This window comes from Tardiphaga sp. (assembly GCF_041424195.1).
Lineage (GTDB): Bacteria > Pseudomonadota > Alphaproteobacteria > Rhizobiales > Xanthobacteraceae > Tardiphaga.
This window is the reverse complement of sequence record NZ_JBGMOE010000224.1, coordinates 5,822-19,044: the sequence shown is the minus strand read 5'-3', so window position 1 is coordinate 19,044 and position 13,223 is coordinate 5,822. Positions and strand designations below refer to the sequence as shown.

Genomic DNA, 13,223 nt, shown 5'->3' with positions numbered 1-13,223 from the left:
CAATCTGATCAATAAAGCATTCATCGGAGAGAATGGCCACCCGCCCGCGCGGGAGCGCTGCCGCATGTTGTCACGCAAACCCTAGGAGCATCTCGATGTCACGGCACTTCAGAACAATGCGCCTGCACGGCACCGCATCGGTGCTGGCGCTCTCGACCGCAGCACTGATCGGCTCGTCTGCAATGCAGCCGGCCAACGCCCTCGACGGCATTTATGGCGGCGGCAGCTCGCTCGTCTCGCTGGCTATGCGCCAGATAATGGATTGCTACGGCACGCCGCTCGATCCGAACGCCAATCCGCCTGCGACATGCCCGCTGTCACCCGACGTGCAGGGACAATATGCTGCTGTTGGCAGCGGCAATGGCTTCCGCGGTTTCATTTCCAACGATCCGCATCAGCTGTTCCTCGGCAGCCCAACGCCGACCATTGCCATGCCGGCCAAGCCGCCGGTCTATGTCGATGAAACCGGCGGGCCGCTCTCGACCTATCCCTATCCGAACATCGATTTCGGTGCGAGCGACTCGCCGCTGTCCTCGGCCGCCGCTCCGGTCACGACGTCGTTCGTCACATTCACTCCGAGCGCGAACTGGGTGACGACCACGACGACGTTCTCTCCCGTCACGGCGACCGGCTCGGTGACCACGACCTACGCAACCGCCGCTTTCGGCGCGCCGATCCAGTTGCCGCTGATCGAGGCACCGGTGGCGATCGCGATCAACACCAACACCCTCACGGTCAAGTCTGCCTCGTCGACGCCGTCGAACGCGGGCGGAGCCATCCAGCTCAGCACGGCCCAGATCTGCGCGATCTTCTCCGGCGCAGTGACGAACTGGAACAGCACGGGCTCCATCAGCTTCATCAACAGTTCTGGCGCTCTGTCCACGCAGGCTTTCAACGCCGCCAATATTGGGGGCGGGTCGAGCGCCGCCGTGGCTTATTCCGGCAGCTCGCTGCCGATCAAGGTCGTCCATCGCTCGGACGGCAGCGGCACGTCTTTCATCATCACCAACTACCTGAAGAGCGTCTGCCCGCAACTCGATGACGGCAGCAACAAATACGCCCAGATATTCACGGGCAGCCTGCCGTCGAACTCGTTCAGTCAGCTGATCGCCAATATCAACGCTGCATTCCCCGGTGCCGGTCGTACCACCAATTGGGTCGCTACCGACGGAAGTCAGAACGTGGCGCAGGCCATCAACAACTCGTCGGGTGGGAGCACCTTTAACGGGCGCATCGGCTATCTGAGCGCGGACTTCACCCAGCCTTATCTGTCGGCATCGGTAGCGAGCTATGCTCCGCTGTCGGCGAGCGTGCAGAACGAGGCGCTCCGGGTGGCCGGGACCTATCTGCCGGCCGCGTCGTCGGGCGGCAGCAACGCGCCGACATTCATCCCGCCGACCCCGGCCGGTGCGGACGTCGCGTTTGGCAGTCTGACGGTGCCCGCCGCGGGAGCCACGCACAACGACTGGAACGTGTATGGCCAGGTTTGGCCGGCCACGGTTAATGGCGGTGTGACCATCACCGGTCTGTCCAAGCTCGGCATTCCGACCGCAGCAAACAGCTATCCGATCGTGGGAACGGCATTCGGAGCAGCCTATAGCTGCTATCGTGCTGACGGCGGTGCGATCGTCCGTGCCACGCGGATCAAAGACTTCTTGAACTGGTATTTCGAACCCGATGCCACGTCGCCGCCAGCAAACTCCGTTGCGAAGGAGATTCTCGCCCAGAACGGCTTCGGAGCTCTTCCGACGGCTCTCCGAGCGGCGGCCCGAACCAAGGCGAATACGATCGAGGCGGCCGGCAGCGGCACCTGCGCCACTATGGCGGGCGGCTGACCCTTAGCCACGCGCTTCAATGCCAACGACCTGCTGCCTCGCACGAGGCGGCAGGTTTCAATCGGTCAAACCGTTTCCCGTGAGAGATTGCCATGGCCTTTGCGCAGACGTCCGCATCCAGCCTGTCCGCTTCCCGCATTCTGGTGACGGGAGGCGCCGGCTTCATCGGTTCGCATCTGTGCGACCGTCTGATTGAAGATGGCCAGGAAGTTCTCTGCGTCGACAATTACTATACCGGCCGGCGGCAGAATATCGCTCATCTCGCTGGGCAGCCGGGCTTCGAGACGCTGCGCCACGACGTGACGCTTCCGCTCTATGTCGAGATTGACCAGATCTACAATCTGGCCTGTCCGGCCTCGCCAGTGCACTACCAGTTCGATCCGGTGCAGACGTTGAAGACCAGCGTGCACGGCGCGATTAACATGCTTGGCCTCGCCAAACGCACAGGGGCCAGGATATTTCAGGCATCGACCAGCGAGGTCTATGGCGATCCCACCGTTCATCCGCAACCGGAGACTTATTGGGGCAACGTCAATCCGCTTGGCACCCGCGCGTGCTACGACGAAGGCAAGCGGGCGGCAGAAACGCTGTTCTTCGATTATCGGCGCCAGCACCGCGTCGCCATCAAGGTCGCCCGTATCTTCAACACCTATGGGCCGCGCATGCATCCCAATGACGGTCGGGTGGTGTCGAACTTCATCGTCCAGGCACTGCAGAACGAGCCGATCACCATCTACGGCGATGGCTCGCAGACGCGTTCGTTCTGCTATGTCACCGATCTGGTCGATGCGATCGTGCGCCTGATGGCGACGCCCGATGACATCACTGGACCAATCAATCTCGGCAATCCAGCGGAATTTACCATTCGCCAGTTGGCCGAGATGGTGATCGCGCTGACCGGTTCGCGTTCGAAGCTCGAATTCCGGCAACTGCCGCCGGATGATCCGCGTCAACGCCGGCCCGACATCGCGCTGGCGCGGTCGCTGCTTGGCTGGCAGCCCAAGGTTGCCCTGGCCGACGGCCTGATCGAGACCATCGGCTATTTTCGTGAGTGTCTTGGTGTTCCAAAGATTAGAGTTGCGGTGTAATGACATTCCGCAGCGGGATAGCGTGGAAAGAAAAACAAAAACAAGTTCGTCTGGCGCTTCGCGAACACGGTCGAGAATTGTCTATAGATAGACATGTTGCCGCAGAATGGAGCCGGCCTTGTCACGATTGTGGTGTCGTTGAGCACCAGCCGATCCCTCATGTGATCGCGCCGCGAAGTGGAGTGTTGGTGGGACAGGCGCTAGGTCGCGCCAGCCAGGGTGTCGCCAGAGCGAAACGATCCGGAAGGAATCAAAAACAGGCTGAACGAGATTCCCCGGACGATTGCTATCCAGCTGGATGGAGCCAACTGAAGGTCCGTCATGGCCAGCCATACCATGTCGACCATCGTCAGGCCGATGATGACGGACCACACGAGCTTCATGAGCCGTCTGGCTGTTGCGCCGCCGCGCGCCAGAAGTGCTACGTGAGTGGTGATGGTGACCAGAAAGCCAAGCGACGTATCAAGCGACGTATTAAGGTTGCGAGCACCGCGCGCGTTCACCGCATCTCTCCGAAACATCCAGCAACAACTGGATGCTCCAAGTAGCAGTCACTCACCTACAGGTGGTGTTTCTTTATGAAGCGGGCCGGCCGTTTGCCATCTCAGGGTTTCGAATGAGCGAAAAAGCTAGCTTCAATTTGATCGGGTCAATGGCGTGCGAGCCGATCCCGGCAGCGGCCGGCGGCTAGTCCCGCTTCAATCGCCTGGCGATGCAGACACAAGGAAGCAAGGCAGGGGGCGGCCTGGTCTCAGCCGCTCGACGCCAGCACCAGCGCGCAGAGCGCCGCGACAGCGCCGATCACGAATGTCGCGCCATAGCCAAACAGCCCGGTGGCATAGCCGACCGCGGGCGCCGTCAGGCCGATGGCCAGATCGAAGAAGGCGATGAAATTCGCCACCGCGCGGCCGCGCTGTTCGATGGGCACGCGGCGCGTGGCCTCGACGCCCATCGAGGGGAAGATCAGCGAGAAGCCGATGCCGGTGACCAGCGCGCCGAGCAGTGCGAGCACGGGGCCTGTCGAGAGCCAGATCAGCGCCTGACCGAGCGCTTCGATCGCCAGCGACACCATGGCGACGCGGGCGCCGCCGAACTGGTCGGGCAGGTGGCTCCCGACCAGGCGCAGGACGATGAAGCCCGTCGAGAACGCCGCCAGCGCGATGCCGGCGCCGGACCAGCCACGCTCCACATAGGTCAGTGCCAGAAACCCGGTGATGCCCGCGAAGGGAATGGTAGCCAGGAACAGCACCGTGCCGGAGCGCCAGATCAGGCCGATCACCTTGTAGAACGGCGTGCGTTCGGTGCTGCCCGACACCGGAACGTCCGGGATCGTATAGGCGATGGCCAGTGCAACCAAAGGCGATAGCGCCGCAAGCACGCCGATGCCGGCAAAGCCGATCGATGCGTAGACCGCGAGGCCGATCGGCGCGCCCAGTCCAATCGCCGAATACATGGCGATGCCCTGCCACGACATCACCAGGCCGGTGCGCTGCGGACCGAGCCGTCCGATGCACCAGCTCATGGTGCCGGTGATGAACAGGCTTTCGCCGAAGCCGAGCGCGACACGCCCGGTCAGCAGCAGCGCGAGTTTGCCTTCGGCCGGCAGCGGCAGGGTGGCAGCGAGCAGATAGAACAGGCCGGCCAGCGCCGACAGCGGCAGGCCGAGCCGGATCGCGTGACGCGCACCGTGGCGATCGCTGAGCGTACCGGCGCGATGGCGGGTGAGCACCGTCACCACCGACTGGAGGCCGATGGCGAAGCCGATCACGCCGGCGCTGAAGCCGAGCTGGTCATGGATGTAGAGCGAGATCGGCGGCAGCGGCAGGCCGACCGAGAGGAAGCCGAAAAACACGATCGCGACCTGCTTGATCAGGCTCTTGCGGTCGTCGCGGCTGAGCGGTGCGGGTCTGGATCGAAGGGGAGCGTTCTGGTTCATGTCGACGTGCTTTCGAGGCGGCCAGCCACGTTGGGGCTGTCCGGAGCTGAGCACGTTGAGTGACGTTAACGCTTACGGCGGGGGCACACCCAGCAATGACGGCTGGTTACGTCGAACCCCGTTCTGCTGTCAAGGTTGTACAAGGCGGGAAGCGCTGCTGCACGATGGGCCTATGTTGCGATGTCCGAACATGACGCCGTGACATCGGTGCCGAAGCAGCCGCGGAGGTCGCCGTGCTGGCCGGACGATGCCAGCCATTCGTCGTTCGTCTGGCCGGCTCCGTGCTGCCAGGTCCGTCCCGCACCTTCCATTGATAAAAGTCGGTGAGTGGTTCGCGATGAAAGGCGCAGATGCATTGCAGTTGTCATCATCCTTTAGCGCTCAGGTAACGACTTGCCGGTAGCAACGCCGCCATCCGGCAGTCAAGCAAGGCCGGGAGCGTCGATCTGCCGGGGTGGTCATGAAATATCTGAGCTATGCCTATCGTTTCCTCTCCAACTTTGCCTTTCTGGCGCTGGTCTTTTTCAGCCTGAATTTCGTCGGCACCTATCAGCAGCGCGCCATCGTGGCAGCTCTGGTGCTGGCCTATGCCGCCCTGCGCGCGATCTCGGCGCTGCGCACATTCGTCTTCTTCAAGGCGATCGAGAAGCTCGAGCTTGAAGCACGGCGGCTTGGCGGACTGGCCGGTGAAGGCCCCTCCGCCGTGGCGTCGCGCAAGGCGGTCGTGAAGGACGTCGTCGACCTGCGTCAGGCCGGCGAGATGAAGTCCTATATCGACCTGCTGTTCCTCGGCATCATCGTGGTGCTGTGCATCGCCAAGATCGTCACCGAATAATCGCGCTCAGCGCGGGGCGGCGGTCGCGGTCGGATGCAGGCCCGGCGGAATGGCGCCGGGGATGGTGCGCCTGGCGGCGCTGGCATCGATCGAGATCAGTTTTCCGATGGCGTCTGACTGAGCGGCGCGGACCGGAACGGTCTGCTGCGCGTGATGCGGCAGCCGGATCAATGCGTTGATCGGCTGGTTGCGGTGCTCTGAAATCTCGAACAGGTCTGAGGCCGGCACCGGCAGCGAGGCGCTGCTGGTCATCGCATGCAGCGTCGCGTTGCGCGGCCATGGCGCCGGTTCGGGCAGCGACACGGCACTGCGCGGCCGGCGCACGCGATCGAAATTCTCGGTCAGCGACAGCATCTGGTCGGAAGCGGAGATCGTGGGCACGGGCAGCATGTCGTCATGGGCGAAGGCGAAGGTCGGCACCTTGTGCCAGCGCGTGACGGCCACGGTCTCCGACACCGGATGCAACTGCCACTGCTGCGGCTCCGTGGGTGTCTTGGGCTTGCCCGGCGTCGCCGCCTCGACATGGACGATGTGATAGCCGCCAGCCTTGAGGTCGCGCAGGATGCGGGGCAGGGCGGCCACGGTGCGCGGCTGGATATCATGCAGCAAGAGGATGCCCTTGCCCTTGGCGGCAATGCGCGAGATCGCGAGGTCATGGACCTTCTGCGGTGACACATGGCGCCAGTCGTCGGCCGGAAAATCGGCGCTCCAGGTCTGGATCCCGCGTGACGCGAGATAGTCCTCGACCGCACTCGCGCGCAGCAGGCCGGGAATGCGGAAGAACGGCGACAGCAGCGCGGGGTCACCGAGCGCCGCCGTGGTGTTGGCGATGCCGTCCTCGATTTCCTGCTGCGCCTTCTCGATCGGCATGCGGTTCATGCTGAGCGGGTGGTTCTGGCTATGGGTGCCGACGGTATGGCCGAGCGCGATCAGCTTGCGCACGCCTTCGGGATGTTCCTTCGCCATCCGGCCGATGATGAAGAAGGTCGCCTTCACGCATTCGGAGGCGAGAATATCCAGGATCGCGTTCGAGTGCTTCGGGATCGGGCCGTCGTCGAAAGTCAGAACGACCTCCTTGTCCCGGAGCGGCAGCGTCTCGGCATATTGCATGGTGCCGATCTTGGTGTGCTCTCGAGGGTCGACCACGATGGTGCGCGAGGTGCCGAGCGCGTCGGGATTGCCGGGGCACGCTTCGGCCGACAAGGCACGGGTGGTGGAGGCTGCGGCGGCGGTGAACAGGGTCAGGCCGGTGAGCAGGCTCAGGCACAGAAGGCGTCGCGCCCGGTCAGTCGTCGCCTTGTCCATTAGTCGATCCGTCACTCGCTTTGATGTCAGCCGCGAAGTTACCGGGGCGGCTGTGAACGCAATGTTAATCATATCGGCCCGCCGACGGTATTTTCCGCATACCGTCTATTGGGATTTGCTCTGTTGGGAGCCGGAGCGGGCCGGGGTGCCGGCGTCAGGTGGCACGATATGGACGACCCGGTAGCGGTTCTCCCGGAGATAGCGCAGGAAATCGGGCAGCATCGCGGCAGTCTGCGCCTTGGTGTCGTGAAACAGGATGATTCCCCGCCCGGCGGCCTTCAGGCGACCGGTAATCAGCTCCAGCTGCTGCTGCGGAGTCATGGGGTTCCAGTCGCTGGCCCAGAAATCCGCGCCGAACACTGCGATCTGGCGGGACTGCAGCAGGTCCAGCAGGGCCGGTGTCGACTCGAAATAGGGGAACCGGAAGAACGGCGTGGTCGGCACGGTGGTGGCCTTGCCGTTCAGGGCCATTTCGTCGGCGCTGATGCCGCGGTCGATCTGTTCGACGGCGGCTGAATTGCTGATCTTCTTGAGGTCGGCATGGGCCAGGGTGTGATGGCCGATGGTGTGTCCTTCGGCGGCCATGCGTTTCACCAGCGAGGCATTGGCCGTGGCGCTCTGGCCGATCAGGAAGAAGGTCGCACGAACACATTCGCGGGACAGCGCCGTGAGAATCTTCGTCGTGGTCGGCGCATGCGGGCCATCGTCGAAGGTCAGCACGACCTCGTGGTCTTGCAGCGGCAGCGTATCCGGAAAACTCTGGGTTCCGACGCGCGGATAGGTCCTGGGATCCACCGTGAGAATGCGCGCGGTGCCGAGCGTATCCTTGCGCGGGCAATCCTCGGCATGGGCGGCGATGGTGGAAGCAATCAAGGCAAGGATGGCGGCCTTCAACACGATCACGACACTTTCCCGGCCGCTGATTTCGCGCACCGCGTTTTTCCGATTGCATCAGGCATTGCGCATTGGGTAATGCCTGATGCGAGCTTCTGTTCACAGATGGATTAGCGCATTTCCCAGGGGATAGCGCTAGCTCCGTCACCCCCCAAACAAGCAGGCGAGGTGCGGCATGGCCGATGATGTCGATCTCGCTCAACCGGTCGCTCCCGAGGGATTGTCGGCGCTCGACAGGATGCCGATGCGCAACGATGACGGCGACATTCGCCCCGAATTTGTCGAGGCGATCTCGCACGCGGTTCAGGTTGCCGATACCGCATTTCTCAAGGAGATCGTCGGCGAGCTGCATGAGGCCGATCTCGGCGACCTGATCGAAGCCCTCGACGCCGATGAACGCATCAGCCTGATCGAGCTGACCGGCGCCGATTTCGACTTTTCGGCGCTGAACGAGGTCGACGACACCGTTCGTGAGGAGCTGCTCGAGGATCTGCCGCCGGAAACCGTGGCCGAGGGCGTTCGCGAACTCGATTCCGACGATGCCGTCGAACTGCTTCAAGGCGTCGACGAGGAGGTCCAGGACGAGATCCTCGAGAAGCTGCCGCTGTCCGAGCGCGTGGCGCTCGAGCGCAGCCTCACTTACCCCGAGAACTCCGCCGGCCGGCGCATGCAGACCGAGTTCATCGCGATGCCGCCGGACTGGAATGTCGGTCAGGCCATCGACTACATGCGCGAGACCCCGGACCTGCCGGACCGGTTCTACGAGATCTATTCCGTCGATGCCGACCAGCGCTGGCAGGGCGCAGTATCGCTGGACGCGCTGTTGCGCGCGCGCCGTCCGGTGCCGCTGGCCGACCTGATCGACGAGGACCGCCGCCGCGTCTCGGTACTGGACGATCAGGAGGAAGTGGCGCGGATGTTCGGCAAGTACAATCTTGTCGCGGCGCCCGTCGTCGATACCGACGATCGCCTGGTCGGCGTCATCACCATCGACGATGTCGTCGACGTCATCGAGGAGGAGGCCGACGAGGACCTCAAGGCGCTCGGCGGCGTCACGTCGGACGAAGAACTGTCGGACAATTTCTGGACCATCGCCAAGGGCCGCTTTACCTGGCTGCTCATCAACCTCGCCACCGCTTTCATCGCGTCGTCGGTGCTGGGCCTGTTCGAGGACCAGTTGCAGCAGATGGTGGCACTGGCGGTGCTGGCGCCCATCGTCGCCAGCCAGGGCGGCAATGCCGCGACCCAGACCATGACGGTCGCGGTGCGCGCATTGGCGACGCGGCAGCTCAATCCCAATAACGCGATGCGTATCGTGATCCGCGAAGGCCTTGTCGGCCTGATCAACGGATTGGCCTTTGCCTTGATCACCGGCATCGCCGCCTTTGCCTGGTTCAAGACGCCCGGCCTTGGCATCGTCATCGGCCTCGCAATGATCTGCAATCTGATCGCCGGCGCACTCGGCGGCATCCTGATCCCGATGGTGCTGGAACGGGTGAGAGCCGACCCTGCGGTTGCCTCCGGGACATTCGTAACCACGGTGACCGATGTGGTGGGCTTCTTCGCTTTCCTGGGAATCGCGACGCTGTGGTTCGGGCTGAAGTAGGGATCGTTCGCGACGTTTCAGCCGTCGTGAGACTGGCAAGCAAGAGCTGAACGCTGTTGCCTGCGCGACGCCGCGCTCATGTCTCCTTCTGGCGCAAAGCGGTCGGTCTTACTCTGGATGCGGTCTTACCCCTGACAATGCGTAGGGGCTGCTCAGTCTTGAAATTTCGGCGTCCGGAAATCCAGAGCGCTGTTCCGTGCCCGCTTGAATGGGATAGCCCTCATGCTCACAAAGCAGTGCAATCGGGGTGATTTTCCTGTAAGCGCTCGCTCCACACGTTCACCGTGGCGGACGTGACGCATCGATATAACAGGAGGAATGCATGCCGGCTCTGCCGCTCTCGGGTATCAAGGTTATCGATATGACTCGGGTGCTTGCCGGCCCGATCGCAGGGCAGATGCTCGGTGATTTCGGCGCCGAAGTCATCAAGATCGAGAGACCCGGAAGCGGTGACGATTCCCGCGCATTCGGCCCTCCTTATCTGAACGATCCGGACGGCAGCAGACGCGACAATGGGTTCTATCTCTGCGCCAACCGCAACAAGAAGTCGGTCACGGTCAATGTGGCCAAGCCTGAAGGCCAGGAGATCATTCGCGAACTCGCCAAGACGGCCGACGTCTTGTTGGAAAACTACAAGGTCGGCGACCTCAAGCGTTATGGCCTCGACTATGACGCGATCAAAGCCATCAACCCGCGCATCGTCTACTGCTCCGTCACAGGCTTCGGACAAACCGGTCCCTATGCCACGCGTGCCGGCTATGATGCGATCCTGCAGGCGATGGGCGGTCTCATGAGCGTGACGGGCCATCTCGACGGCGAGCCCGGCGAAGGCCCCATGAAGGTCGGTCCTTCGATCGTGGACTATATGACCGGCCTGAACGCCACCATCGGCGTGATGTCCGCGCTCTATCACCGCGACGCTGGCGGCGGCGAGGGACAGCAGATCGATGCTTGTCTGTTCGATACCGTGATCGCCTCGCTGTCGCACTGGCTCCAACCCTATCTCATCCACGGCAAAGTCCCGCCGCGCCGCGGAACATGGGGCAATGGCGGCATGCCCGCCGGCGTCTTCCGTTGCACCGACGGCGAGGTGATGATCGTGAACGGCAATGACGGCCAGTTCCAGCGGACATGCGAAGTGCTCGGAGAGCCGGACCTGGCCAAGGATCCGCGCTTCCTGAAGAACAACGATCGTGTCCAGCACGGCAAGGAGATCATGGCCATCTTCGCCGGTCTTTTCCTGAAGCAGCCGGTCGCCTACTGGCTGGAGCGTCTGGAGGCGGTCGGCGTACCGTCCGGCCCGATCAACGACTTCGATCAGGTTTTCGCGGACCCTCATGTGAAGTCCCGCGGCATGCGCGTGAGCTCAAACCATCCCTTCGAGCCTGCGCTTTCGCTGGTACGAAATCCGCTGATGTTTTCGGGCACGCCGATTACCGAATATCGCGCGCCGCCACTTCTCGGCTCCAACACGGACGAAATCCTGTCCACCATCGGCTACGACGGCGAACGGATTGCCGCGCTGAGAAAGACGGGCGTCGTCTAGACCGCTGTCGAGCTGCACCGTGCCGCATTGCCAGGATCGCCCCAGCCGATCGCGCAGTGTGAATTCCAGCTTCGGGCTACTTGGACGTCAACGCGGGTGGAGAGGGGCAGCGGTGTAGTTCGCGTCTTCACCGCTCCTTAACGGTAATCGCCGACCATCACGCGCAATGAGGTCGAACATGCGCTTGCGGTTGAAGGCTGACGGTCGGATTGTCGAATTGCGGGACGGGCACGAGGTGCCGCTGGTTCCCGATATGCCTGTTGCGCCGGAGCCGGTCGCGGTGCGGCCCGGCGAGGCAGAAGTTCGCGATCTGCGCCGCCGTGCGCAGCTGACCCAGATGGAATTTGCCGCGCGTCTCGGCGTTCCCGTCGAGACCATCCGCAACTGGGAGCAGGGCAAGCGCATGCCGCGCGGTCCGGCCCGTGCCTTGCTGGCGGTGATCGCTCACGCGCCCGAGACGGTATTTGCGGCGCTCGCGCCGGTTGCTGCGGACGCCTGAACAATCGTGGTGGATAATCGTTGGCGCTGACGCGCCGGCCATGTCCAGGAAAGGCTTGCGGCGCTCGTATCGTTCCTCTGTGAGAGGCGAAGATGATGCAGTTCGTGGAGGCAAACGGCGCCCGCATCCCGGCCATTGGCCTCGGGACATGGGAATTGCGCGGCCGCGTTTGTGCCCGCGTCGTCGAGCAGGCGATCCGGCTCGGCTATCGCCACATCGACACCGCACAGGTCTATGAAAACGAGCGCGATGTCGGCGAGGGCATCCGTGCATCGCGCATTCGCCGCGACGAGATGTTCGTCACCACAAAGATCTGGACGACGCATTTCGCGCCCCACAATCTCGAACGTTCCGTGAAGGAGAGCCTGACGCGGCTGCGGATGACCGAGGTCGATCTGTTGTTGCTGCACTGGCCGAACCCACAGGTGCCGCTGGAGGAAACGCTCGGCGCGCTGGCCCATGCGAAGCAAATGGGCCTGACCAGACATATCGGCCTGTCGAATTTCACCGTGGCGCTGATCGAACAGGCGGTGGCCGCATGTCCCGCGCCGCTGGTCTGCGATCAGGTCGAATATCATCCCTATCTCGACCAGGCGAAAGTACGCGAGGCCTGCCGGCAGAATGGTCTGGCCATGGTCGCCTACAGCCCGATCGCCCAGGGCAGTGTCCGCGGCGATGAAACGCTTGCTGACATCGGCAAGGCACATGGCAAGAGCGCGGCGCAGGTCTGCCTGCGCTGGCTGGTACAGCAGGGCGCGGTAGCGATCCCGCGCACCTCCAAGGTCGAGCGCCTGTCGGAGAATATCGACGTGTTCGATTTCATGCTGTCCGAAACCGAGATGTCGCGGATTTCGCAGCTGGCGCATCCGAAGGGGCGGCTGACCGACTACGGCTTCGCGCCGAAATGGGATTGACGGTTGCTCGCAGCAAATTGACATGGAAGTCAGTCGTTTCGAGGGCACCTATGATATTCACATTTGTTTCTTTGACTGGCGCTACCGTTTTTCTCGGCTGATTTTCTCAGCTTGATCAAGCGGTGAAATCTTGTGGCAAAAGCTGCGCGGCTCAGATTTTGGGTAGCGATCGGGGCCATCGTCGCCACGACGCTATCGTTGCTTCTCAGCCAGCTTTATTTTGCTGATGTGATCAGGAATGAAGTGACTTCCTGCTTCCGTTCCGCCACGCCCATCGGCGTCTTGAAGGAGCACCTCGGCCTTTCGTGGCCTTGGCTTGTTCTACTCATGTTTCAGATTGTCGGAATTTCCGTATCCCGCTTCTTCTGGCTGAGCGTTGCCGCTGGAATAGTCACAGCGTTGCACTCGGTTGGCCACTTCGACATCATCTTCCCAAGCGGGACAACCGCGAAGTGGGAATGCACTGATTGGAGTTGGTATGACGAAATGTTCGGCGAACGGGCTTTCGCCTTCTTCGTGCTGCTTCCGCTGGCGATTTTGTTTGTCGTCACCGGCGCGGTCGGATTGCTATGGCGTCTGACGGGCGCTCGGTTGATCGACGGCGCCGCGCCCTGCAGCGCAGGCAAGACACCCGGCGAGGCTAATCATCCTTCGCCACCTTCGCCCTAGATGTACGGCATCGGCTCACCTCCGGCAGCGGCTTTGTTGCTCGAAATGGGATTGATCCATCAGGCCAGCCTGCATTTGCCGCATTGATCTTACAGA

At 62.7% G+C, this 13,223-nt stretch carries 12 protein-coding genes; 8 read left to right on the top strand and 4 right to left on the bottom strand.

Annotated features, from left to right (window positions below):
* Window positions 1-95 precede the first annotated feature (95 nt).
* Together ACEK02_RS30605 and ACEK02_RS30600 are read left to right on the top strand one after the other, a co-directional pair.
* The gene (locus ACEK02_RS30605; RefSeq protein ID WP_371425219.1) at window positions 96-1,835 is read left to right on the top strand and encodes a substrate-binding domain-containing protein; all 1,740 of its coding nucleotides are present in this window, start codon (window positions 96-98) and stop codon (window positions 1,833-1,835) included.
* A 92-nt stretch (window positions 1,836-1,927) separates the two neighbouring features.
* Window positions 1,928-2,923 carry a UDP-glucuronic acid decarboxylase family protein gene (locus ACEK02_RS30600; RefSeq protein ID WP_371425217.1) on the top strand — a complete coding sequence of 332 codons (996 nt, stop codon included), beginning with the start codon at window positions 1,928-1,930 and terminating at the stop codon, window positions 2,921-2,923.
* 200 nt (window positions 2,924-3,123) lie between these two features.
* Here the strand turns inward: ACEK02_RS30600 and ACEK02_RS30595 are convergent, their stop codons facing one another.
* Together ACEK02_RS30595 and ACEK02_RS30590 are read right to left on the bottom strand one after the other, a co-directional pair.
* Window positions 3,124-3,426, bottom strand: coding sequence for a hypothetical protein (locus ACEK02_RS30595; protein ID WP_371425215.1), 303 nt, complete (start codon window positions 3,424-3,426; stop codon window positions 3,124-3,126).
* A 248-nt stretch (window positions 3,427-3,674) separates the two neighbouring features.
* Window positions 3,675-4,859 carry an MFS transporter gene (locus ACEK02_RS30590; RefSeq protein ID WP_371425213.1) on the bottom strand — a complete coding sequence of 395 codons (1,185 nt, stop codon included), beginning with the start codon at window positions 4,857-4,859 and terminating at the stop codon, window positions 3,675-3,677.
* Window positions 4,860-5,319: 460 nt separating this feature from the next.
* Between ACEK02_RS30590 and ACEK02_RS30585 the strand changes: the two genes are divergently transcribed.
* On the top strand, window positions 5,320-5,694 hold the full coding sequence (locus ACEK02_RS30585) for a hypothetical protein (protein WP_371425211.1): 375 nt from the start codon (window positions 5,320-5,322) through the stop codon (window positions 5,692-5,694).
* Window positions 5,695-5,700: 6 nt separating this feature from the next.
* On the opposite strand, the gene ACEK02_RS30580 is transcribed toward ACEK02_RS30585, so the two are convergent.
* Both ACEK02_RS30580 and ACEK02_RS30575 read right to left on the bottom strand, forming a co-directional pair.
* Window positions 5,701-6,999 carry a polysaccharide deacetylase family protein gene (locus ACEK02_RS30580; RefSeq protein WP_371425209.1) on the bottom strand — a complete coding sequence of 433 codons (1,299 nt, stop codon included), beginning with the start codon at window positions 6,997-6,999 and terminating at the stop codon, window positions 5,701-5,703.
* A 105-nt stretch (window positions 7,000-7,104) separates the two neighbouring features.
* Window positions 7,105-7,932, bottom strand: a complete 828-nt coding sequence (locus tag ACEK02_RS30575; protein ID WP_371425207.1) for a polysaccharide deacetylase family protein — start codon at window positions 7,930-7,932, stop codon at window positions 7,105-7,107.
* A 136-nt stretch (window positions 7,933-8,068) separates the two neighbouring features.
* Here ACEK02_RS30575 and mgtE point away from each other — a divergent pair, with 136 nt between their 5' ends.
* The 5 genes from mgtE to ACEK02_RS30550 all read left to right on the top strand — a co-directional run bounded on the left by mgtE (window position 8,069) and on the right by ACEK02_RS30550 (window position 13,127).
* Window positions 8,069-9,499: a magnesium transporter gene (gene mgtE / locus ACEK02_RS30570; RefSeq protein WP_371425204.1), complete on the top strand. Its 1,431-nt coding sequence runs from the start codon at window positions 8,069-8,071 to the stop codon at window positions 9,497-9,499.
* Window positions 9,500-9,821: 322 nt separating this feature from the next.
* The gene (locus ACEK02_RS30565; protein ID WP_371425202.1) at window positions 9,822-11,045 is read left to right on the top strand and encodes a CaiB/BaiF CoA transferase family protein; all 1,224 of its coding nucleotides are present in this window, start codon (window positions 9,822-9,824) and stop codon (window positions 11,043-11,045) included.
* Window positions 11,046-11,223: 178 nt separating this feature from the next.
* Entirely contained in the window at window positions 11,224-11,544 is a 321-nt protein-coding gene (locus ACEK02_RS30560) for a helix-turn-helix domain-containing protein (RefSeq protein ID WP_371425200.1), read from the top strand.
* Window positions 11,545-11,639: 95 nt separating this feature from the next.
* On the top strand, window positions 11,640-12,458 hold the full coding sequence (locus ACEK02_RS30555; protein ID WP_371425480.1) for an aldo/keto reductase: 819 nt from the start codon (window positions 11,640-11,642) through the stop codon (window positions 12,456-12,458).
* 132 nt (window positions 12,459-12,590) lie between these two features.
* The gene (locus tag ACEK02_RS30550) at window positions 12,591-13,127 is read left to right on the top strand and encodes a hypothetical protein (RefSeq protein ID WP_371425198.1); all 537 of its coding nucleotides are present in this window, start codon (window positions 12,591-12,593) and stop codon (window positions 13,125-13,127) included.
* Window positions 13,128-13,223 lie beyond the last annotated feature (96 nt).